This is a genomic window from Metabacillus litoralis, from assembly GCF_003667825.1.
GTDB classification, from domain to species: Bacteria; Bacillota; Bacilli; order Bacillales; family Bacillaceae; genus Metabacillus; species Metabacillus litoralis_B.
In genome coordinates this window covers 3,189,423-3,211,230 of sequence record NZ_CP033043.1, presented here as the reverse complement: position 1 = coordinate 3,211,230, position 21,808 = coordinate 3,189,423, and the positions used below count along the sequence as shown (strand labels likewise).

Annotated in this window: 20 protein-coding genes and 1 riboswitch; of the genes, 13 read left to right on the top strand and 7 right to left on the bottom strand. The window is 35.6% G+C overall.

Features of this window, described 5'->3' with window-relative positions:
- The first annotated feature begins 7 nt into the window (after nt 1-7).
- The 3 genes from D9842_RS16045 (at nt 8) to D9842_RS16030 (ending at nt 4,865) form a co-directional block, all read left to right on the top strand.
- Nucleotides 8-790 carry a GNAT family N-acetyltransferase gene (locus tag D9842_RS16045; protein WP_121663362.1) on the top strand — a complete coding sequence of 261 codons (783 nt, stop codon included), beginning with the start codon at nt 8-10 and terminating at the stop codon, nt 788-790.
- 655 nt (nt 791-1,445) lie between these two features.
- A complete protein-coding gene (locus D9842_RS16035) occupies nt 1,446-3,341 on the top strand; it encodes an endonuclease MutS2 (protein ID WP_121663360.1) in 1,896 nt (631 codons plus the stop codon).
- A 195-nt stretch (nt 3,342-3,536) separates the two neighbouring features.
- Nucleotides 3,537-4,865, top strand: a complete 1,329-nt coding sequence (locus D9842_RS16030; RefSeq protein ID WP_121663359.1) for an FAD-dependent oxidoreductase — start codon at nt 3,537-3,539, stop codon at nt 4,863-4,865.
- Between the two features lie 40 nt (nt 4,866-4,905).
- Here D9842_RS16030 and xylE read toward each other — a convergent pair whose 3' ends face one another.
- Nucleotides 4,906-6,306 carry a D-xylose transporter XylE gene (gene xylE / locus D9842_RS16025; RefSeq protein WP_285842938.1) on the bottom strand — a complete coding sequence of 467 codons (1,401 nt, stop codon included), beginning with the start codon at nt 6,304-6,306 and terminating at the stop codon, nt 4,906-4,908.
- Between the two features lie 481 nt (nt 6,307-6,787).
- Here xylE and fumC point away from each other — a divergent pair, with 481 nt between their 5' ends.
- The gene (fumC, locus tag D9842_RS16020; protein WP_121663357.1) at nt 6,788-8,173 is read left to right on the top strand and encodes a class II fumarate hydratase; all 1,386 of its coding nucleotides are present in this window, start codon (nt 6,788-6,790) and stop codon (nt 8,171-8,173) included.
- 45 nt (nt 8,174-8,218) lie between these two features.
- Here the strand turns inward: fumC and D9842_RS16015 are convergent, their stop codons facing one another.
- Together D9842_RS16015 and D9842_RS16010 are read right to left on the bottom strand one after the other, a co-directional pair.
- Nucleotides 8,219-9,544 (bottom strand): sensor histidine kinase, encoded by a 1,326-nt coding sequence (locus tag D9842_RS16015; protein WP_121663356.1) that lies wholly within the window; start codon nt 9,542-9,544, stop codon nt 8,219-8,221.
- Nucleotides 9,541-10,215 (bottom strand): response regulator transcription factor, encoded by a 675-nt coding sequence (locus tag D9842_RS16010; protein WP_121663355.1) that lies wholly within the window; start codon nt 10,213-10,215, stop codon nt 9,541-9,543. The genes D9842_RS16015 and D9842_RS16010 overlap by 4 nt, the downstream gene beginning before the upstream one ends.
- A 305-nt stretch (nt 10,216-10,520) precedes the next feature.
- Between D9842_RS16010 and D9842_RS16005 the strand changes: the two genes are divergently transcribed.
- The 4 genes from D9842_RS16005 (at nt 10,521) to D9842_RS15995 (ending at nt 14,235) form a co-directional block, all read left to right on the top strand.
- Nucleotides 10,521-11,753 carry a S1C family serine protease gene (locus D9842_RS16005; protein WP_121663354.1) on the top strand — a complete coding sequence of 411 codons (1,233 nt, stop codon included), beginning with the start codon at nt 10,521-10,523 and terminating at the stop codon, nt 11,751-11,753.
- Between the two features lie 178 nt (nt 11,754-11,931).
- Nucleotides 11,932-12,087 carry a hypothetical protein gene (locus D9842_RS25975; RefSeq protein ID WP_162987452.1) on the top strand — a complete coding sequence of 52 codons (156 nt, stop codon included), beginning with the start codon at nt 11,932-11,934 and terminating at the stop codon, nt 12,085-12,087.
- 211 nt (nt 12,088-12,298) lie between these two features.
- Nucleotides 12,299-13,774 (top strand): PAS domain S-box protein, encoded by a 1,476-nt coding sequence (locus D9842_RS16000; protein WP_121663353.1) that lies wholly within the window; start codon nt 12,299-12,301, stop codon nt 13,772-13,774.
- A gap of 20 nt (nt 13,775-13,794) precedes the next feature.
- Nucleotides 13,795-14,235 (top strand): GNAT family N-acetyltransferase, encoded by a 441-nt coding sequence (locus D9842_RS15995; protein WP_121663352.1) that lies wholly within the window; start codon nt 13,795-13,797, stop codon nt 14,233-14,235.
- Nucleotides 14,236-14,287: 52 nt separating this feature from the next.
- Here the strand turns inward: D9842_RS15995 and D9842_RS15990 are convergent, their stop codons facing one another.
- A complete protein-coding gene (locus D9842_RS15990; protein ID WP_121663351.1) occupies nt 14,288-15,112 on the bottom strand; it encodes a manganese catalase in 825 nt (274 codons plus the stop codon).
- 145 nt (nt 15,113-15,257) lie between these two features.
- Here D9842_RS15990 and D9842_RS15985 point away from each other — a divergent pair, with 145 nt between their 5' ends.
- Nucleotides 15,258-16,049, top strand: coding sequence for a DUF2935 domain-containing protein (locus D9842_RS15985; protein ID WP_121663350.1), 792 nt, complete (start codon nt 15,258-15,260; stop codon nt 16,047-16,049).
- 124 nt (nt 16,050-16,173) lie between these two features.
- On the opposite strand, the gene D9842_RS15980 is transcribed toward D9842_RS15985, so the two are convergent.
- From D9842_RS15980 to D9842_RS15970, 3 genes are read right to left on the bottom strand one after another with little or no spacing between them, the layout of a single operon-like run.
- On the bottom strand, nt 16,174-16,491 hold the full coding sequence (locus D9842_RS15980; RefSeq protein ID WP_121665090.1) for a DMT family transporter: 318 nt from the start codon (nt 16,489-16,491) through the stop codon (nt 16,174-16,176).
- 2 nt (nt 16,492-16,493) lie between these two features.
- Entirely contained in the window at nt 16,494-16,841 is a 348-nt protein-coding gene (locus tag D9842_RS15975; protein ID WP_121663349.1) for a DMT family transporter, read from the bottom strand.
- A 15-nt stretch (nt 16,842-16,856) separates the two neighbouring features.
- A complete protein-coding gene (locus D9842_RS15970; RefSeq protein WP_121663348.1) occupies nt 16,857-17,426 on the bottom strand; it encodes a TetR/AcrR family transcriptional regulator in 570 nt (189 codons plus the stop codon).
- Nucleotides 17,427-17,583: 157 nt separating this feature from the next.
- Here D9842_RS15970 and D9842_RS15965 point away from each other — a divergent pair, with 157 nt between their 5' ends.
- From D9842_RS15965 to D9842_RS15945, 4 genes are all read left to right on the top strand, one after another.
- Nucleotides 17,584-18,768, top strand: coding sequence for a D-alanyl-D-alanine carboxypeptidase family protein (locus tag D9842_RS15965; protein WP_121663347.1), 1,185 nt, complete (start codon nt 17,584-17,586; stop codon nt 18,766-18,768).
- A gap of 80 nt (nt 18,769-18,848) precedes the next feature.
- A complete protein-coding gene (locus D9842_RS15960; protein WP_121663346.1) occupies nt 18,849-19,025 on the top strand; it encodes a twin-arginine translocase TatA/TatE family subunit in 177 nt (58 codons plus the stop codon).
- Between the two features lie 253 nt (nt 19,026-19,278).
- A riboswitch (cyclic di-AMP (ydaO/yuaA leader) is annotated at nt 19,279-19,433 on the top strand.
- A 137-nt stretch (nt 19,434-19,570) separates the two neighbouring features.
- Nucleotides 19,571-20,227 (top strand): potassium channel family protein, encoded by a 657-nt coding sequence (locus D9842_RS15950; protein WP_121663344.1) that lies wholly within the window; start codon nt 19,571-19,573, stop codon nt 20,225-20,227.
- A gap of 2 nt (nt 20,228-20,229) precedes the next feature.
- Nucleotides 20,230-21,549, top strand: coding sequence for a TrkH family potassium uptake protein (locus D9842_RS15945; RefSeq protein WP_121663343.1), 1,320 nt, complete (start codon nt 20,230-20,232; stop codon nt 21,547-21,549).
- Nucleotides 21,550-21,808 lie beyond the last annotated feature (259 nt).

Here is a 21,808-nt window from a genome sequence, read left to right as displayed (position 1 = left end):
ATATATTATGATCGAAACATATATTCATCAACTGGATATAGCTTATCTATCATCTTTTTCAACGAAGCTTGAGAAGAGCTGGGGCTATCTTTTTTATAATGAAAATCAACCAACCTATTATGATGCGAATCATGCAAATCTTTCATCATATGAAGGTAATACAGAAGAGATCATAAATGAAGTCATTGATTTTTATCAAAGCAAGAACATTATTCCAAGATTTTATTTAACAAATTATGAAAAGCAGGAAGCATTTTTAACTGTATTAAAAGAAAAGGGTTTTAGATTTGAGGAATTTGAGAGTCCTGTTCAATTATGGAAGAGAAATGTTGAGATTGCTGTTGATCCAAAAGTGACGATTGAAAAAGTAACAACGAAAAATATGCAAGCTGCTATTGAGATCGAGTGCCAAATCCAAGAGTTAGGTGGCAGTATTCGAGAAAATGCCTTTAAAGAGGAATTTGCACAAAAGTGCTATACACATTATCTATTAAAATATGATGGAGTTCCTTGTTCAACAGCTTGTGTATTTTTTCATGAACAAAATGCAAGGCTAGAGAGTGTGGCTACATTGAAAGAATATCGTGGAAAAGGTTTAATAGGGCAGCTTATCCATTACATTCAGGAAGAAGTAAAAAAGAAAAATGTTGAACGTTTTTGGGTTTTCCCAATAAACGAACAAGTAGAGAAAGTTTATCAAAAATCAGGTTTTGAGACAATCATGAATATAAAAGCTGGTCACGCCTTCCTAGGTGGAAAAAGCGTGGAGGAAATTCGAAAAGGGCTTTAATTAAATAACCTTATATTGACAATTCACTTTAGATTCTGATATTTTATAAGTAATTATATTTTAGGAGATGTGTTTTGTGAGGGTTTCTGTTCTTAACTAATCGAAGTAAATACTTCATCTACATGTAAAAGCTTTTAAAAACTTTTCAAATTGAAAGGTTTATTAAAGTGTACCCATGTAGACAGTTAAGAACAAAAACGGTTATGTACACAATTTACGATCTCTTAGCATAGTGCTCGTGGATAAATCCGTGCTTGTTTAAGTACGGATTTTTATGTTTACAAAAAAACAAATGGCATTAAGTCATTTGTTCTTAAGTGTAGACTCCTAGGCCCATGCAGAGGTTTTAAGAGGTGTTGAACAACCATTGTTCATCACCTCTTTTTTTATTTTGGCTGTTTTTAGCAAAGATGTTGTTTTAGTAACTATTTTTAAAATGAGAGTGGAATGGAGCGGAAGACACTTGACTCCTGTGGGAGGTAGAGGAAAGACCGAGACCCCGCAGGCAAAGCCGAGGAGGGTTGGCTTCCTCCCCGCGGAAAGCAAGTGTCTGGAGCAAAATGGAACGACCAAGTTCTCACTTTTAATAACATTAAAAGCCCAAAAACAGCTTTTACTTTAATTTAAAATAAGAAATATACGGAGGTTCAAACCATTGAACAACAAAACAATTGAAGTTTTAGAATTTAACAAAGTCTTAGAACTACTCAGTAAATTTGCTATGAGTGAAAAAGCCAAGCAAAGAGCTAAAGAACTAACACCGATCACTGATGAAGGAAAAATAAAAAGATGGTTAAATGAAACAACAGAAGCTTGCACTATTATTGAAAAATCATCGAGTATCCCTGTGCATTCCCTCCACGGTGTTGAACAAATCATTACACTAGTTGATAAAGGATATATGCCAACTCCAGAGCAATTTGAATTTTTAGGAGCTTTTTTAGACAGTGTGAAGAAAATCAAAAGGTTTATGATAAAGCAGGAATACCATGCACCCACAATAAGTTCATATGCCTATTCTTTGTATGAACTGTCTGATTTGGCTGATGAAATTTCACGTTGTATAAGAAACAATCAAGTAGATGATTATGCTAGCCGTTCATTAACAAAGATCAGAGGCAAGATCATCACAATTGAAGAAAAGATTAAATCAAAACTAACGCAAGTCATGAAATCTTTTTCAACTTATCTTCAGGAACAAGTTGTTAGCGTAAGGAATGGACGGTATGTTGTCCCAGTGAAAAATGAATACAAGCGGAAGTTTTCAGGTGCAATAGTAGATCAATCATCAAGTGGGCAAACCGTTTTTATGGAGCCGCATGATCTAAATAAACTTCAAGATGAGCTTGGCTATTTAAAAGTTGAAGAAGAGGTGGAGATTCAAAAGATTTTGGGCCACTTAACAGATCTTACTGCCTCATACAAACAAGAACTTCTAATTAATATAGAAGGAATGGTATCTTATGACTTTATTTTTGCTAAAGCAAAGTTAAGTCAATTGATGAAAGGAAGTGAAGTCCAAATAAAGCAGTATGAGGGCTTCGAAATTATCAATGCCAGACATCCTTTATTAGGGTTGAATGCTGTACCTTTAACTTTGTCATTAGGCCAAGAATATATGGCGCTTGTTATCACAGGTCCTAACACAGGAGGTAAAACAGTCACAATAAAAACGGTGGGCTTGTTATCAATGATGGTTCAATCAGGTCTTCATGTACCAGCTGACTCTTTTAGTACTTTTAGCATTGTTAAAAACATTTTTGTTGATATTGGTGATCACCAAAGCATTGAGCATTCATTAAGCACGTTTTCATCACATATTCGAAATGTGATAGATATTTTGAGACAATCACGTGAAGATACTCTTGTTATTTTAGATGAGATTGGCTCAGGTACAGATCCACGTGAAGGAATGGGATTAGCCATTTCTATACTAGAAGAAATCTATAACTCAGGTGCTATGCTAATTGCTACAACCCATTATAGTGAAATAAAAGATTATGCCGAAAAAGCAGAAGGCTTTCAAAATGGATCAATGGATTTTGATATTCATACTCTTCAGCCTCTTTATAAACTGATTGTAGGTAAAGGAGGGGATAGTCAGGCATTCTCTATTGCGCAGAAGCTTGGTATGCCCGCCAATATTATTAACCGAGCAAAAGAGATTTCCAGCTCCCGTTTAACAGAGAAAGTAACGATTGTTCCAAAAACAAAGAATAGGAAAAAATCTGAACGTAAAATAGACAAAGTAAGAAGTGAAAAGCATACAGGGAAGTATCAAATAGGGGATGCAGTTTGGATTCCTCACCTTCAAACAAAGGGAATTGTTGAAATGACAGCCAATGCTATTGGAGAAATGAAGCTAATTGTAAAGGGAGAAAAAATGACGCTTAATCACAAGCGAGTTCAGCCTTTTATCCAAGCGGAGGAACTGTATCCAGATGAATATGACATGGACCAGGTTTTTGATGCAAAAGATGTAAGAAAGAAGAAAAAGTTATTGAATCGTAAGTATGTCGAAGGGTTAACAATCGATCTTGAGCAGGAATAGAATCAAAAGTTTAAAAAGGTGCAACCTCACTAAAGCAGGAGGCTGCACCTTTTTAAATAAGATTGTGAAAAACTTCACAAAAAAAAGTATTGTATTTTTGAAATAAGTAAAATATAATAAAGACATCAAGTGAATGTGAAATATTTCACAAACACATGTGAAAAACTTCACAATATAATTTAGGAGGAATACAAAATGAAAATTGCTGTTATTGGATGTACACACGCAGGCACTGCTGCTGTTTCAAATATGATGAAGCTTTACCCTGAGGCAGAGATCACGGTTTATGAAAAAAATGACAATATTTCTTTTTTATCTTGTGGGATTGCTTTACATGTTAGCGGAGTAGTGAAAGATCCTAATGGTTTATTTTATTGTTCTCCTGAAGAATTAAAAAAGCACGGCGTAAAGATGAAATTGAAGCATGAAGTGTTAGATATTAATATTGAAAAGAAAACAATTGAGGCTCGTGATCTTACAACGAATAAAAAAGTTGAAGATACGTTTGATAAGCTTGTCATGACAACAGGCTCTTGGCCAGTCATACCGAAAATAGAAGGAATTAACATGGAGAATGTCCTTTTATGTAAGAACTTCCACCATGCCAACACAATTATTGAAAAAGCAAAGGATGCACAAAACATTGTTGTTGTAGGTGCAGGATATATTGGGATCGAGTTGGTTGAAGCTTTTGAAATGAGTGGTAAGAATGTAACACTTATTGATGGAGAAGAAAGAATTTTAAGCAAATATTTAGATGAACCATTTACAAATATAGTAGAAAAGGATTTTCAAGATCGAGATATCCGTTTAGCGTTAGGAGAAACAGTCACACGATTCACAGGAAAAGAAGGAAAGGTGGCTGCTGTTGAAACAACTAAAGGTCATTATGACGCTGACTTAGTTATCTTATGTATCGGATTCCAGCCGAATACCGGATTAGTAAAGGGACAAGTCGATATGCTTACTAATGGTGCAATAAAAGTTGATGAGTATATGAGAACAAGTCACAAAGATGTGTTTGCTGCTGGAGATAGCTGTGCCATTCGTTACAACCCAACAGGTGATTATGCCTATATTCCACTTGCGACAAATGCAGTTCGTATGGGGACATTGGTGGCAAAAAACCTAGTGAAACCTACGATTAGATATATGGGAACACAAGGAACTTCAGGTATAAAAATCTATGATCAAAACATTGCAACAACAGGATTAACTGAAGCTTCAGCATTTCGTATGGGATTGAATGTGAAAAGTATCACAATCTTAGAGCATGACCGCCCAGAGTTTATGCCTACATTTGAAGACATTATGCTGAAAGTAGTGTATGAGGAAGACACGAAACGAATAGTCGGGGCTCAGGTTATGTCTAAAGTCGATGTGACACAGTCTATCAATACGTTATCTGTTTGTATTCAAAATAACATGACAATGGATGAGCTAGGCTTCGTCGATTTCTTCTTCCAGCCGCATTATAATAAACCTTGGAATTTCTTGAATCAAGCTGGTTTGCAGGCGATTTAAAGTCAAAAAACAGGCGTTGGTCTGAGCCAACGCCTGTTTTTTATGCACTATATTTATCTTGCTTTGTAATCCATATATTTTCCATATCTTCTAATGTTCTACCTTTGGTTTCAGGAACAAACTTCCAAACAAAAATTGCAGAAAGGATACTCATTAGGCCGTAAAACCCGTATGTTAAACCACCACTATATTCCATCATCATTGGATACGTAGAAGAGATAAAATAATTGGCAGCCCATTGCGCTGCAACTGCAATAGCAACTGCTTGCCCACGAATTTTGTTAGGGAATATTTCAGAGATTAATACCCAGCAAATAGGTCCCCAAGACATCATGAATGAAGCAGTATATATTATAATGAAAATAAGTGTGCTGATTCCGATTACACCTGTAAATGCCATAGTAGAAACACCCATCATTCCTAATGCCATTCCGATTGATCCAATAATCAAGAGTGGCTTACGTCCCCACTTATCAACCGTTAAAATGGCTATAACCGTAAACACTACATTAACAAGTCCCATTACAATGGTTTGTAACATAGAAGCATCTTTAGCAGCACCCATACTTTCAAAAATACGAGGAGCATAATACAAAGCAACATTGATTCCAACAAATTGTTGAAATATAGATAATAAAATCCCAATAACAATGACTAGTTTTCCATATGAAAATAGCTTATCTTTAGGGATCGTAACCGTTTTCTTAATTTCAGATAAAATTGATTTTGCTTCAGATGATCCGTTAATTTTCTCTAAAATTTGTAAGGCTTTACTATCTTGTTTTTTCATAGCTAAGTAACGAGGTGTTTCTGGAACAAATAATAAAAATACGGCAAATAGTAAAGCTGGAATTGCCTCTGATGCAAACATATATCTCCAGCCAAGATCGTTAATCCATGCTAATGATTGACCTTTAGCAATTCCCCAGTTAACAAAGTATACAACTAGCATCCCAAAAATAATGGCAAATTGATTAAATGAAACTAATCGACCACGAATATTCGCTGGAGCGATCTCACCGATGTACATCGGACAGATTGCGGAAGCCAGGCCAACACCAATACCTCCAATAATTCGGTAAATGTTAAAAGTAACTAATAAAGATATAGACGGTTCACCTTTTGTGAAAAATAAAAATTCAGGGTAAGCTGAGCCTAATGCCGAAACGATAAACAGTGCTGCTGCGATTAATAATGACTTCTTTCGGCCAAAGGTAGAAGCAAAATAGCCAGAAATAAGTCCACCAATAATACAACCAATTAGTGCACTAGATGTTGTGACTCCATGTACAAAGGTATCAAGTCCGAGGCTATCAATAAAGTACGCTTCTAGAGACTTTTCAGCCCCAGATATAACAGCTGTATCATAACCGAAAAGTAAACCACCGAGTGTAGCTACAAGAGTAATAGCAATTATATAAATTGAATTTTGTTTTTTCATAATAATTTTAAGAGGAATGATAACGCTTTAATTAGATCGTATAGATAATTAATTTTTATCTATATATTCCTCTATTCTCCTTTCTTGAAGGTTGAAATTATGTAGTGAAATATAAAAAAATTTTCATAGAACACAAAATTTTAAGATACTACATGGCTAGATTAGTAGATTGAATTACGATATTTGCTCTATTATTGGACTCCCTTCTGTTTGAGTATGGTCGTGCTGTTATCGCTTTCACAACATGGCGAACTTAGTAAATGATCATTAACTGTTTTTTATTATAACAACCAAATCTTAGTTTGTCTAATGGATAAACTAAGATTTAAGAAAAAATTTATTTAAAATTTAATTCATATGAAATAACATTAAATTCTTTGCTTACTATATGAAACTAACAAAAAGTGTCATTACTTTTAAAATAACCTAAAAACCCATAAAATAGAAAGTGAAGTGAATTTATTTTTCGGAGGTGTGTTAGTTGGATTATCGTGTAGAGAAAGACACAATGGGAGAGATTCAAGTACCAGCTGAAAAGTATTGGGGAGCACAAACTCAGCGCAGCAAGCAAAATTTTAAAATTGGTGGAGAAAAGATGCCGAACGAGGTTATTACTGGGTTTGCCATTTTAAAAAGAAGTGCTGCAATTGTAAACGATTCACTTGGAAAATTACATAAAGAAAAGGCAGAGGCAATTATTAAGGCTTGTGACGAAATCATAGAAGGAAAATTAAATGATCATTTTCCCCTTGTTGTATGGCAAACAGGTAGTGGCACACAAAGTAATATGAATGTTAACGAAGTTGTAGCCAGAAGAGGAAATGAGCTTTTGAAGGAAAAAGGAATAGAAGAAGCTATTCATCCAAATGATGATGTGAATATGAGTCAAAGTTCAAATGACACATTTCCCACTGCTATGCATATAGCCGGAGTTTTAGCAGTAGAAAGTAAGCTTATACCAGCAATTGATAAGCTGCATGCTACGTTAATTGAAAAAGAGAAGAGATTTGTGGACATTGTGAAAATTGGACGTACTCATTTGCAAGATGCGACACCATTAACGTTGGGCCAGGAAATCAGTGGCTGGACACATATGCTTTCGCAAACGAAGGAAATGATTCAGCAAGCCACATCCTATATGAAAAATTTAGCTATAGGTGGAACAGCTGTTGGTACTGGTATTAATGCCCACCCTGAGTTCGGTGATCGTGTGGCAAAAGAAATAAGTGATTTTACAAATGAGAGATTTCAATCTTCAATTAATAAATTTCATGCCTTAACAAGCCATGATGAAACGGTATACGCTCATGGAGCGTTAAAGGCATTGGCTGCTAACTTAATGAAAATTGCAAATGATGTTCGTTGGTTAGCTAGTGGGCCAAGATGTGGAATTGGCGAAATTACAATTCCAGAAAATGAACCAGGAAGCTCTATCATGCCGGGAAAAGTAAACCCAACTCAAAGTGAAGCGCTAACGATGGTTGCTGTTCAAGTAATGGGAAATGACGCTGCCATTGGGTTTGCAGCGAGTCAGGGGAATTTTGAGCTGAATGTTTTTAAGCCGGTTATCATTTATAACTTTTTACAATCAGTACAACTCCTTTCAGATGGAATTGTTTCGTTTCATGATAATTGTGCAGTTGGGATTGAGGCCAATATCCCAGTCATCGAAAAGTATGTGAAAGATTCATTAATGCTCGTTACCGCGCTAAACCCTCATATTGGCTATGAAAATGCAGCAAAAATTGCTAAGCTAGCTCATAAAGAAGGATTAACATTAAAAGAAGCTGCTTTACAATTGGAGCTATTAACTGAAGATCAATTTGATCAATATGTGAAGCCAGAAGAAATGACATACCCTAAATAAATCCAAAAGGAGATCTAACATTTGAGTTAGATCTCCTTATTACGATCAGCCTATAGGAATTTCTATATAGAAAGCAGCTCCATTTCTCTCGTTTACTGCCCACACCTTAGATTCATGCAAATCTGCAATACGTTTAACAATGCTTAATCCGATTCCAAATTCTCCTTTTTGTCCTTTTTGAAAAGGTTCAAAAAGCTGTCCAATGATCTCTTTGTCAATAGGCGGTCCATCATTCCATAAGCTTAAAGTAAGATAATGTTCTGATTTTGACATTGATATTGAAATGGCTGTCTCAGCATAACGTAAGGAATTTTCAAGTAGATTTTCCAGCAGCTTTTCCCACTGCTCTGAATCCCCCATAATTGTTGCGTCTTCAACATTTAAATTCCAAGTAAGTTCGGGTTTTGCCCATTTAATTCGCTCCACTTCCTCGTGTATAAGCATATCGAGGCGAAACGGAGCTTTTTTCGGTTTTCTTGTGGATAGAAAATCAAGCTTTGTTAAGTAAAGTAAATCTTTTATTTTTTTCTCAAGCTTTTCTGATTCATCTTCAATAACATCCATTGTACTGGAAAGATCACCTTTTGGGAAAATTCCGTCATTAACAGATCTTGCATACCCTCGGATAACCATAACAGGTGTTTTTAAATCATGTGAAATATTTTGAAGCAGCGTTTGCTGGGCTTCATCTTTCCTTACAAGGTGCTGACGCATCTTTTCAATCATGTGTCCAAGCTTTCCAATTTCATCGTTTCGGTCTACTTCAACTGGTTCGTGCCAGGCTTGCTCAGAAATATCTTTTACATGCTTTTCAAGCTTAACAAGTGGTTTTGATAAATACCTTGCAAGCCAGATCGATGGTATCCAGCTCAATAAAAAGACAACGGCCATTACAATCATGAGCTGCCGAAATAGGGTAAATACGAGATCGTTCCGATAAGAATCCCATGAGTAGGATAATAAGTAACTCGGCTCACCGTTGATCGTTAGCTTATGAATCACATAAAAAAGTGTTTGATTCCGTAGATTCTTTTCATATCGTTCACTAGATGCTGTTTGCTGTGCAGCTAAATCTTGTGTTTGACGGATAAAATCAGCTGGAAGCTCCTCACTATATAAATAGTATCGACTTTGGACAGGTAAAAACAAATGAGAAACGGTACGATCTTTTTGTTTGTTATTTTGGAAACTATTTCCAGGATTACCGTATTCCATCAGGACAAGCTGTTCATTTTCAATTGTTTTATAGATTTCTTTTGTGAAAAAGCTCCGTAAAGTGGTTGGGAAAAAAATCACTAATAATAAAGAAATAACTAAAAGAATGCCTGAGAATACTACCCAAATTTGAAAGGCTAACGGTTTATTTTTCATCCTTTTAGCATCCTGTAGCCAAATCCATAGATTGTTTCTAGTTTTAGTTCCGGCATTTTCTTTCTTAGTCTTCGGACTAAATCGTCAACAACTCGATCTGTTCCGAAATAATCTTCTCCCCAAATGTTCGTTAGAATTTGCTCTCTAGAAAAAGCCTGACCTTGATTGTGTAAAAACAATTGAAGTAAATCAAATTCTTTTGATGTTAAGTTAACTTCTTCTTTATTTAAGTAAACGATTCTTATTTGCTCGTCTATTTCATAGGGAGTAAGAGTAATGACTTTACTAGCTTCATTTGATTCCTCAATATATGTTCTTGATAATAGCTTTTGTGCGCGAATGACTAGTTCTCTCGGTAAAAAAGGCTTTGAAATATAATCATCACTACCAAGCTCCAGCCCTAAAACACGATCAATATCAGCATCTCTAGCAGAGATAAAAATAACAGGAACGTTAGGTGTTGCTGCTTTTATTTCACGAATTAATTGATAACCGTCAATATCAGGAAGCATAATATCCAGGATCCATAAATGAGGTGGCTTGTCTATTAGCTCTCTTGCTTGGGACCCAGTTAGGCAAGAGGTAACAGACCATTTTTCATTTTTGAGATACATGGTTAACAATTCATTTAAGTTCTGTTCATCCTCGACTAGGTATACGTTGTAACTCATTGTGTCACTTCCTTTCATCGCTATTATACAACGTTCAATTTGAAACGTTGATAAATTTCACAATTTCCCACAATTCTCTCATTATTATCCCAAACTCTTGTCATATAGTTAGGTTAAGCAAAAAAGCGAACACATGAGGTGTACGCGATAAAAGGAGATAATGAAATGAGAGCTCTAATTTTTACAGGTGTTTCCCTTCTGTTTGTTTTACTCATTATTGGTGGGTTTGTAAGTTCTCAAGGTATCTAAAGCATTTCACTGATTTATATAAAAGAAAACGATTGATTATTATAGGAGGAAAGAATATGGGATATTATGATCAAACAGAAATTACACGCGAACAGAAAAAAACAAGAAAAAGTATCAAGCCAGTTTTCTCTTCACTGCTAAGTGGTATTGTTGGTGGAGCTTTAGTGTTAGGTGTGACGACTTATACACAGGAGCAACAACAACCGGCAGTAGAACAAAATACTGCTGCAGTTGAAGCTGTTACTCAAAATAATAATTCTGCTCCTAATGTCTCAACACAAGAGTTATCTACAGGCTCAAGCTCTATTGCTGATATCGTTGATAGCCTAACGCCAGCAATTGTAGGGATTACAAATATGCAAACACAAACAAGCAGGGATTTCTTTAAGAGCTCATCAGAAAGTGTTGAAGCTGGAACAGGATCAGGATTCATCTTTAAAAAAGAAGGTGATGCAGGATATATTTTAACAAATAACCACGTTATTGAAGGAGCACAATCAATTGAAGTAACTCTTTATAATGGAGAGAAAGTTCCAGCAGAGCTAGTCGGAACGGATGCATTAACTGACATAGCTGTACTCAAAATTGATGCAGAGCATGTCGAGGTTGTGGCAGAGTTAGGCGATTCAACACAACTTCGTACAGGTGAAGATGTGATCGCAATTGGAAATCCATTAGGAGAAGAATTCTCAAGAACCGTAACACAGGGAATCATAAGCGGTATTGATCGGACAATTGATGTAACAACATCTGAAGGTAATTGGGCACTAGATGTTCTTCAAACAGATGCAGCAATAAATCCAGGTAACAGTGGAGGTCCATTAATAAACATGAGTGGACAGGTTATTGGAATTAACAGTTTGAAAATTAGTGATAGCGGTGTAGAAGGTCTAGGCTTCGCTATTCCGAGTAACGATGTTGTTCCTATTGCTGAAGAGCTATTGTCTAATGGCAAGATCCAACGTCCTTTCCTTGGAGTAGGATTAGTTGAGATGAGTGAGGTTCCACAATATTATCTACAACAAAACATGGGTCTGCCTGAAGAAGTGACAGAAGGTGTTATTGTTGGGAATGTTTCACCAGCATCACCGGCAGATGAAGCAGGTCTCAAGCAACAAGATGTGATTGTCTCAATGAACGATCAAGAGATCACAAGTTCAAGTGATTTAAGAAAGTTTCTTTATTCAGAAACGGAAATTGGTGAAGAAGTAAAAGTGACTCTTTACCGAGCTGGAGAAAAAATGACCGTCACTATTAAGCTCACAAACAAAGATGCTACAAATGCATAAAGAAATATAGTAATAGGAATTGCTGTTACTTTTTATATAGATGCTTTACCAGCTGACACTTTCGCAGTGATCTAACCCCCTCGGATCAATTGCGGAGTGTCGGCTTTTTATTTATATCTTTGCCTGAATAAACTCATTTCCAAAAGGGGAATGTTAATCATTGGAAGGAGTGATTAAGATGAAGAAGAGAAATGAACCAATCGATAATGAACAGATTGCCCCAGGCATGGATGATGATCCAGAGTTAAACCAAAATGCAACAGAGGAAGAAGTTAACCAAGGAGATTCTACAAAGGTTGTTACTTTATCTTATGATGAGGTAGATCCTTCATAAGCATCTCAAGTCAGGTTGAAGACCATCCAAATGTATTGGAACTTCAGCCTTTTTTTATTGATTTGTTTCCACCTTTTCTAAAAAATTGAACAGTTTGAAAAATTTATAGTGTAAAATTAAAATAGACAGTAGTAATGAATATTACATAATAAAATAAGCACCCGCATTTATCCATACATAAATTAGAAGATAGAGACGGAAGGGGAACATCATGAGCAGCACAATGAATAAAGGAAAGAGAGAGAAGCTGGAAGAGTTCATAAAGAAATGTAGCTTTTTTGATCAACAGTTTGCAAAATTAAAGCAGGAAGCTTACTATGCAATGGACTTAGAAGGAAATTATATTAGAGTGAATAACGTGTGTGAAGAACTAACGGGATACTCGAAAGAAGAGTTATATTGCTTAAGCTACAATGACCTTCTTGTAAAGAATAGTTTTGAATATGTTGACGAAGTTTTTCACAATACACTGAACGGTGATCTTCAGCATTATGAATGCACGATTTATACAAAGGATCAAACGCAGAAGGAATTAGAAGTAACAAATTCACCGATTATTGTTGATAACGAAGTAATTGGCGTTTATGGTATTGCAAAGGATATTACAAAATTTAATGATCAAAAATTAAAACTGCAGGAAAGTGAACGTCTACACCGAAGTCTCATTGAACATTCCCCTGATGGAGTTATTATTACCCAAGATGGTCGATTTGTTTATGCGAATAATGAAGCATCATTCTTATTAGGAGGAGAAAAGAAAGAAGATGTTATTAATAAGAATGTTCAGGACTTTATTCCAAATATAGATGAAAGCCATCTCATTAAATGTTTGAAAGAAGCAGAAGAAGATGGTGTTGCATCAGATCTTTATGAGGAGAAATTTCTACAATTAACAGGCAAAGAAATTGATGTTGAGATTAAAGCCATTCCAACTATCTTTCAAGGAAATAGAGCCGTTAATTTAATTATTAGAGACATAACTGAGAGGAAATTAGCACACGAAGTGATGATTAACTCTGAAAAGCTTTCTGTTGCAGGTCAATTAGCAGCAGGAATCGCGCATGAAATACGTAATCCAATAACTGCTATAAAAGGTTTTTTACAGTTAATGGAGAGTGGGAAGAGCTATAAGCAAGAGTTTTTCTCAGTAATTTCAGCTGAAATTAATCGAATTGAGATCATTCTAAGCGAATTATTAGCTTTAGCAAAACCACAACTTGATAAATACAGCAAAAAAGATATAAAAAGTATATTGCAGCATGTAGTTGCGTTAACAAAATCGCAGGCCATTCTCCATGATGTACATATTCAAACGTCTTTCTCAAAAGATTCATTAGAGGTTTTATGTGATGAAAACAAATTAAAACAAGTGTTTATTAATTTTATTAAAAATGCTATCGAGGCAATGAGTTATACCGATGGTGGAATGATCTTTGTTAAAAGTGAAAAAGTTGGAGATCAATCGGTCATTATTAAAATCATTGACCAGGGCCCAGGAATTCCAGAGGATATTCTTAAGAAAATAGGTGAGCCATTTTTTACGACAAAGGAAAATGGTACTGGATTGGGTGTAATGGTAAGCTATGAAATTGTGAAGCAGCATGATGGTGAAGTACAAATTAACAGTGATTCAAATGGGACTACCATTTCGATCACTCTCCCGCTATCTTCGTCATTAACTAGTTAGTAAAGGGAAGAGGAAAAGACATGGAAATTGTAACGAACAGACTAATGATCAAACCTTGTGAAGAGAAATTATTACCCGTGGAGATGGAGATAGGGCCACATATTCAGCACTATTTGGAAGAAGTAGAATTAGACTCTGATCTCAAAGGCTGGGGAGTATGGCTAGTTTTCCGAAAAGATGATGAACAATTGATCGGCGATATTGGATTTAAAGGAAAACCTGATAACGGTATTGTTGAAGTAGGATATGGAATATTGAGAGAAGAACAGGGACAAGGGTATGCAACTGAAGCGGTAGAAGCACTCCTTAATTGGGCCTTTAAGTCAGGAAAGGTTAAAAAGGTGCTTGCAGAATGCTTAAAGACAAACACTGCTTCTATTAAAGTTCTAGAAAAGGTATCTATGACAAAAGTGGAAGAAGACGATCTTATGATGTATTGGGAAAGACATATTTTTCATTAATTTATAACTAAAAAAAATGAGGCAATCGGTATGTACCGATTGCCTCATTTTTTTAACAAGCTCCTGGAGGAGTGTCATGATAAACAGGTGGTGCTGGACGTGGAATTGGTTTTGGTGCATGTGGCTGTGGGTGTTGAACGTATTCAAATACACCTTGACCATCCATACTAGGACCGCTTGCCCAACGTCCCTTAGCACTCTCTTCTCCTCTTGATAGATTCATAAATTTATAAGAAAATTGCTGTGCTTCAAGATTGATAGGGAATGTGCTAGGTACAGTTTTTCCTTCCTTAGCCTCTAACTCAGCAATCGCAGCCAACCATTGATTTTGGTGCATTCGATCTCGGGCTATTAAAAATGACAGCATATCCTTAACACCACGGTCATCTGTTGCTTCGTATAAACGTACAGCTTGAAGTCTACCTTGTGACTCAGCATTTAAGTTAGCTCTAAAATCAGCTAATAAGTTACCACTGGCAATAATATAGTCGGCTGTCCATCTGTTCCCAACACTATCGGCAGGCATTGCCGCAAGACCTGAAACAATCGCATGCTGTGGATTCATTCCCCCAAGAACAGCTTCAATAACTGGATCTTTTGCAGCTTCTTCTTGGTCTTTGAGTGGAGCATTATCAAGTAATCTTCCAATCATAACAGCAAGCATTTCTACATGTGCAAGTTCTTCAGTTCCAATATCTAAAATCATGTCTTTATATTTACCAGGACATCTTGTTCCCCAACCTTGAAATAAGTATTGCATCGCAACTGATATCTCTCCAAATTGACCACCTAAAATTTCCTGAAGCTTTTTTGCATAAACTGGATCTGGACGCTCGGGTTTCGCATTGTATTGTAGTTCCTTGATGTGATAAAACATGAAGAAACCCTCCTCATTATTTGGTATGAACATGGTTATGTATATTCTGCATCAAGGAGGATATACCTGATTTTTTTCATGTTTATTTACTAATACGAGCCCTTTAGTCATAAAGTTTAAGGAATAACAAAAGGGGAGGCTGAAGATGAAAACATATGAGCAAGCGGCAGCATTTGAACATCAGTTTTGGCTACAAGTTCTTGGAGATCATGCCCGGTTTATTCTAAATGCTTTGTCAGTAAATGAGCAGGAGGATATTAAGAAGGCAAAGCAATATCAAGATATATTTGACACATTATTAAATAAATCAAGAGAACAAACTAACTTTGTAGCCTTAACATTAGAAGCTGAAGAATATGCAAAAGAGCTTCGTGAGTTTAAGCTCTCCATCATTGAAAGGCATCTCGTTGGAAAAATTAACATACATCTTCCACCTTCATTTATTAATCATATGGTCAATGAGCTTGAGGAATATTTATTGGTTCTTTCTTATTTGAAAAAGAAGGAAAAGCCGCCAATTTTTCATGAGCTTCATCACCATTTATTGTGGTTGTCAGATGCCGCAGGTCATGCAGGAGCTATTTCAGACACATTAGACAGAGCTGAAAAGCAATTAAAGCAAAAGAGTGATGTTTTTACAAAAGACTTTGAGGACTTTTATTTAAAAGCAGTAGAATTATCAGGCTATTTACGAGCAAATGTTGACTCTTTTCCAGCACTATCCAAAATGAATAAAGAGGTAAAGCTGGAAATTGAATTATTTAGAGGATTTTTAGCGGAAATAGAAGAAATGGAATTAAATAATGAAATGCTCAGTACATTTTCACCATTAATGGCTGATCATATGATGAGGGAAGAATGCTATTACTTAATGAAGGTTGCAGAAGCTTCAAATACAGAAAAGCCAAATTGTGATCCAACGAAACCTAGAAGGTAAAGGTAAGGCAGTGCATCTGATGCACTGCCAATTTTATATAACTTTATGGATAATAGGATAAGGAAAACTAAGGCTTTCACCATTAGGACTTGGCGATAAGCCAAGTTTTTCCAATAGACTATGACTATGACGGTATAAATTTCAGACCAATTGTGGCTGAAATGATCATTGAGATAAATAATAATCTTTTCCAGCCAGCAGGCTCCCCTAAAAAGAAGATACCGAATAATGTACTGCCTACTGTTCCAATCCCTGTCCAAACAGCATAAGCTGTTCCCATTGAAATAGTTTGCATAGCTATGGTCAGAAACAAAAAGCTAGTTCCAAAGCCTAAAGCTAGAAAAAGAGCATTAAGTAAATTTTTATGATTATTAAATCGGGAAATCGCCGCAACACCAGCAACCTCACAAAGACCTGCCAAAATAAGGAAAAACCATTCCATCATTAAACCTCTCCTTTCGAAGAAGGAGTTTGGTGATCGTCCGTAACCATTTTAAGGCCAACAACCCCAGCAATTAAGATTGCGCAAAGTCCGACTTTAACCCAGTTTATTTCATGACTAAAAAACAGAAGTTCTATAATAACAGTTCCAGTAGCTCCTAATCCCGTGAAAACCGCATAAACGGTGCTAATCGGCAATCGCTTCGTTGCTTGAATCAATAGATAAAAACTAATAAGAATTGATATGACAGTCATGATCCATGCTAGGGTATTGTTTGCATGTTTTAACCCGGTTACCCAACTAACTTCAAAAATAACAGCAAAATAAACAAGAAACCAATTTTTACTCATATGTCTTATCCTCCTCTAGCTGGATATACCTTTCCAGTAAATATTCCAACAAGCATTTAATCGTCGCTGGAAACGTTCGAATCCACCATATAGAAGTTCGACTAACAAAGAATCAAATAGGCCGATATATGAAACAGCCACCTCTTTAATTGGAAAAACTAATTCGGGCTGATGGCTTTGTAAATGATTCAAAACGATCAATTCAACTTCATCATAATAGGTATAAAGGATTTCCATCACTTTCCCATGTAAATGGGAAGGAGGTAAAAAACCGTTTCTTAATAAAAATTTCATAGAAGCTTCTCTTTCATACCTCTGACAACTATTTATCAAAAAATGATAAAGTTTCGATCTTAATTCAAGTTTTTCATTTTCTAAAAAGTAGTTGCGAATATAGTTTTTCTCATCTTCAATAACCTCATCTAAGATGGTCAGAAATAATTCATCTTTGTTTGCGAAATGAGAATAAATGGATTGTTTTTTTATTCCAACGTCATTTGCAATTAATGATAGTGAGGTACCATCATAACCATGCTGAGCAAATTGTTGAATACCAGACTGTTTTATTTCAATTGCTGACATCATAATCAACCTTCCTTACGTTCGTCAGTTTTGAAGTATATACTGTCTTTTTAAAAGAGTCAATAATAAAGAATCGATTACTAAAACCTTACATTGCTCTCTTAATCTTTGTCTTGTTATGCTAATATGGAATAGAACTAAATTTGATAGGAGTAACAACATGATAAAAAACAAAATAAAACATGTTTTTTTCATTCTGTTAGTATGGACAATCTTTATACCAAATAGTATTCATGCCATAGAGATTCAAGATTTACCACTTTATAGCGAATCAGTCATTCTACTAGATGCCCAGTCAGGTCAAACACTATATGAAAAAAATAGTCAGGTACAAATGGCGCCTGCCAGCATTACGAAAATTGCAACAGCGATCTATGCAATTGAAAAAGGTCATTTAGAAGATATGGTAACAGTTAGTGAGAATGCTAGAAATGTGGATGGTACACGTGTATACCTAGAGGTTGGTGAACAGGTTCCTTTAATGAAATTAATTCAAGGTCTGGTTATTAATTCTGGAAATGATGCAGGTGTAGCAATAGCTGAACATTTAAGTGGATCGATTGATGAGTTTATTCCTGATTTTAATTCCTATTTAAAAGAGGAAATTGGCGTACAGCACACAACATTTAAAAATCCTCATGGACTTTATGATCCAGAACACATGACAACTGCTGAGGATATGGCAAAAATCACTCAATATGCCATGAAAAATGAAACATTTATGGGAATTTTTCAAACTAGTGAGTTAGCTTGGGACGGTCAAACTTGGGATACAACCATTGTTAATCATCATGAAATGGTTCGAGATAAAGAGTATGAAGGTATTTCTGGTGGTAAAAATGGGTTTGTGCAGGAATCAGGATTTACCCTGGTCACAACGGCATCCCGTGAAAAGATTAGTTTAATAGCTGTTACATTAAATGCTATGTCAGATAATCAGGCATATGAAGATACAAAAACATTGCTCGATTATGGGTTTCAGAATTTTGAAACTGAAAAGGTTATGAAAAATGAACAATTTACTGATCACTTAAATAACACATATATGCTTAATCAAGATGAGTACGTTACAAAGCGTTTAGGAGAAACTATTACGAAAGAAGTCATTTCGACCGGTGAACTTGAAATGAACGGAGACAACGGCAGATCTATTAAAAAGATTCCGCTTACAAAAATAAAAAGCGTAGAAACCAATAAAAAAATGGATAGTGAAGTTGTAGTACCAGAAGAAGTGAAAAAGAAAGAAAGTGGAAATAAGCATCTGCTCCTTCTTGTTCCCACTTCGTTATTTTTAGCTTTGTTTTTATCAGTATTTTTCTATGTGCAAGTGAGAAAAACATCTTAAATCTATTTTGCTTTCTCCCAAGCATTCCATTATAATTTAGTAGAAGTTTCTATCATTCTTTTAGAAAGAAGTGTTCGATAATGAACTTAGGCTTTGGAGAAATTTTTCTCATTATCTTTGTCGCACTATTATTATTTGGACCAAACAAATTACCTGCACTTGGTAAAGCTGCTGGTAAAACATTAAGAGAATTTAAAAATGCAACAAAGGGTCTAATCGATGATGACGACTCTTCGGTTAAAAACAATAAAGAATAAGCAAAAGGAGACAACCATTTTGGATTGTCTCTTTTTTATTTTGATAGGTGGATGTAGAAATGCGAAATAAAAAGCGCGACTAAGTAAAAATGATGTGTAAGCGGTTAAATGGGTTTTTTTATTCCAATTTCGTCTTTTTAAGCAAAAATTAATACTTTACGATCAAATACTTAGAGGAGTAAGATAACATTCATAATCGTTAAGTTTTTGCTTATGCTAGTTTTTATAGAAATAACATAAAAACCGAATAGAGTATTAATAATCGCTTAATCCTATAAGTAGGAGCGGGGGACCCATGAAAGATGTCAGACATGACTTGGGGTGAATCAAACGTTTTTCGCGTTTGTAGGGCTATTCTCTTTTGCCCGAATCCGACAGCTAACCTCGTCAGCGTTGAAGGGATGAACATGTGCCTAAATACAGACACAGGGGTTCAGTACCTTTGTGTCTTTTTTGTGCAAAAATATGGACAGCTACAAGCTTAACTGAACGATAAAGGTAGCTAAAATAGCTTTTATACTTTTATATTGAAAGAAGGAATTATGGTGAGAAAGCAGTTCGCTGTATTTGGTTTAGGACGTTTTGGTGGAAGCCTTGTGAAAGAGTTTCACGAGCTTGGGATTGAAGTGCTTGCAATTGATAAAAGTGAAGAAAAGGTTCAGCAATACGCAGCCTATGCAACGCATGCCGTAAAAGCTAACGCAATAGATGAAACAATTCTAAAGCAGTTAGGCGTACGAAATGTGGATCACGCATTTGTATCATTTGGTGATGATATTGAAGCAAGTATTCTGACTTCATTAATTTTAAAGGAATTAGGAATTCCGCAGGTGTGGGCAAAAGCGCAGAATGATTACCACCAAAAGGTATTAGATAAAATTGGCGTAAATCGTGTTATACATCCTGAAAGAGATATGGCCAAACGAATTGCCCATCATATTATTTCTGAAAAAATGATCGATTATATTGAATTATCAAGAGAGTACAGTATGGTTGAGGTCGTAGCTACAAAAAAATTGTGTAATAAAACACTTTTAGATTTAGATATCCGTTCAAAGTATGGATGTAATATTGTCGGCATTCAACGAGGGGAAGAAATTTTTGTCTCACCTGGTGCTGAGGAGAAAATTACGCTGGGAGATGTTTTGTTGATCATCGGTAAAAATAAAGATATTGTTGATTTCGAAGAGTATGGGATGTAAACATGAAAAAATTTATTAAACTAAATCCATCTCAGCTGTTAATAGTTGTGTTTGTGGTGTCAATAACGGTTGGAACAGTACTATTAAAATTACCATTTTCAACACATGACCATATTAAATGGATTGATGCTTTGTTTATTGCAACGTCGGCCATGACAGTGACGGGATTAGCAACGGTTGACCCAGGCACAACCTTTACAACATTTGGTCAATTGATTATTGCTCTTTTAATACAAGTTGGCGGACTTGGGATTATGTCGTTTGCTGTGCTGATCTTTATCATGCTGGGAAAGAAAATAGGGCTAAAAGAAAGATTGTTAATGCAGCATGCGTTGAATCAAACCTCAGTAGGTGGCATTATAAAGCTAGTTAAGTACTTATTCATTTTTTCTATTACTATTGAGATGATTGCCATGTTGTTTCTAGCAATACGATGGGTGCCGCAATATGGTTTATCAAAAGGACTTTTTTATAGCTTCTTTCACGCTATATCAGCTTTTAACAATGCCGGATTTGCTTTATGGTCTGATAATTTAATTCAGTATGTTGGAGATCCAATCATAAATATTGTTATTTCGTTCCTATTTATTATCGGGGGTATAGGTTTTACTGTTCTCGTTGATGTATGGAAGAAAAGATCGTACAGAAAATTATCGCTACATACGAAATTAATGCTAACAGGGACATTGGTCTTAAACATTGTTGCAATGTTTTTTATCTTTTGTGTAGAATACAGCAACCCTCAAACACTAGGTAATTTATCTCTAGGTAATAAGCTTTGGGCTTCGTATTTTCAGGCGGTTTCACCACGAACAGCTGGGTTTAACACGATAGATATGGGTGGTTTAGATGAAACAACAATCTTTTTTATTATTATTTTAATGTTTATCGGAGCAGGAAGTGGTTCCACAGGTGGTGGAATCAAACTAACAACTGCATTAGTTATTGGACTTGCAACGGTTACATTTCTTAGAGGAAAAAATGATATAGTTGTCTCCAAACGAACAATCCATTCATCGTTTATTTTAAAAGCACTAGCTATCACAATGATTAGTATTGTTTTTGTCATTTTAGGAATTCTTCTATTAAATATCACGGAGAAAGAAGCGTCGTTTCTGGATATTATGTTTGAGGTTGTCTCAGCTTTTGGAACAGTCGGTCTCTCAACTGGATTAACCGGCATGCTAACGTTTGCCGGTAAACAAATTATCATTTTTATTATGTTTTTAGGGAAAATTGGTCCGCTAACGTTAATGTTCTCGCTCGCGAGTCCTTCCAAAGAAAAAATCCGTTATCCACAGGAAGATATCTTAACGGGATGATTAAAACCACTAGTCACTTTTGATAACGGGTTCGGTTTCCGAATACAAAAACTAAATTAGCAAACTAATAAGCAGTCCTATTCGCTACTGAATAAGACTGCTTATTTTTATTGATATATATGGGGTTTAATTAAATGGAAGGGAACTAGGCCCAGAATTCCGAACCATTTTTAACATGGTGACATAAGTATTTGTCAGCATAAAATTCGTAAGCTCATTGCTATTCCAAATGGTGTGCTAAAAATGATTTTAACTACCA

Coding starts and splice junctions, on each gene's coding strand:
- D9842_RS16005 (WP_121663354.1), top strand. CDS start 10,521: ATGGGATATTATGATCAAACAGAAATTACACGCGAACAGAAAAAAACA.
- D9842_RS15995 (WP_121663352.1), top strand. CDS start 13,795: ATGGAAATTGTAACGAACAGACTAATGATCAAACCTTGTGAAGAGAAA.
- D9842_RS16000 (WP_121663353.1), top strand. CDS start 12,299: ATGAGCAGCACAATGAATAAAGGAAAGAGAGAGAAGCTGGAAGAGTTC.
- D9842_RS16045 (WP_121663362.1), top strand. CDS start 8: ATGATCGAAACATATATTCATCAACTGGATATAGCTTATCTATCATCT.
- D9842_RS15975 (WP_121663349.1), bottom strand. CDS start 16,841: ATGAGTAAAAATTGGTTTCTTGTTTATTTTGCTGTTATTTTTGAAGTT.
- D9842_RS15960 (WP_121663346.1), top strand. CDS start 18,849: ATGAACTTAGGCTTTGGAGAAATTTTTCTCATTATCTTTGTCGCACTA.
- D9842_RS15965 (WP_121663347.1), top strand. CDS start 17,584: ATGATAAAAAACAAAATAAAACATGTTTTTTTCATTCTGTTAGTATGG.
- D9842_RS16010 (WP_121663355.1), bottom strand. CDS start 10,215: ATGAGTTACAACGTATACCTAGTCGAGGATGAACAGAACTTAAATGAA.
- D9842_RS15945 (WP_121663343.1), top strand. CDS start 20,230: ATGAAAAAATTTATTAAACTAAATCCATCTCAGCTGTTAATAGTTGTG.
- D9842_RS25975 (WP_162987452.1), top strand. CDS start 11,932: ATGAAGAAGAGAAATGAACCAATCGATAATGAACAGATTGCCCCAGGC.
- xylE (WP_285842938.1), bottom strand. CDS start 6,306: ATGAAAAAACAAAATTCAATTTATATAATTGCTATTACTCTTGTAGCT.
- D9842_RS15990 (WP_121663351.1), bottom strand. CDS start 15,112: ATGTTTTATCACATCAAGGAACTACAATACAATGCGAAACCCGAGCGT.
- D9842_RS15970 (WP_121663348.1), bottom strand. CDS start 17,426: ATGATGTCAGCAATTGAAATAAAACAGTCTGGTATTCAACAATTTGCT.
- D9842_RS15980 (WP_121665090.1), bottom strand. CDS start 16,491: ATGGAATGGTTTTTCCTTATTTTGGCAGGTCTTTGTGAGGTTGCTGGT.
- D9842_RS15985 (WP_121663350.1), top strand. CDS start 15,258: ATGAAAACATATGAGCAAGCGGCAGCATTTGAACATCAGTTTTGGCTA.
- D9842_RS16030 (WP_121663359.1), top strand. CDS start 3,537: ATGAAAATTGCTGTTATTGGATGTACACACGCAGGCACTGCTGCTGTT.
- D9842_RS16015 (WP_121663356.1), bottom strand. CDS start 9,544: ATGAAAAATAAACCGTTAGCCTTTCAAATTTGGGTAGTATTCTCAGGC.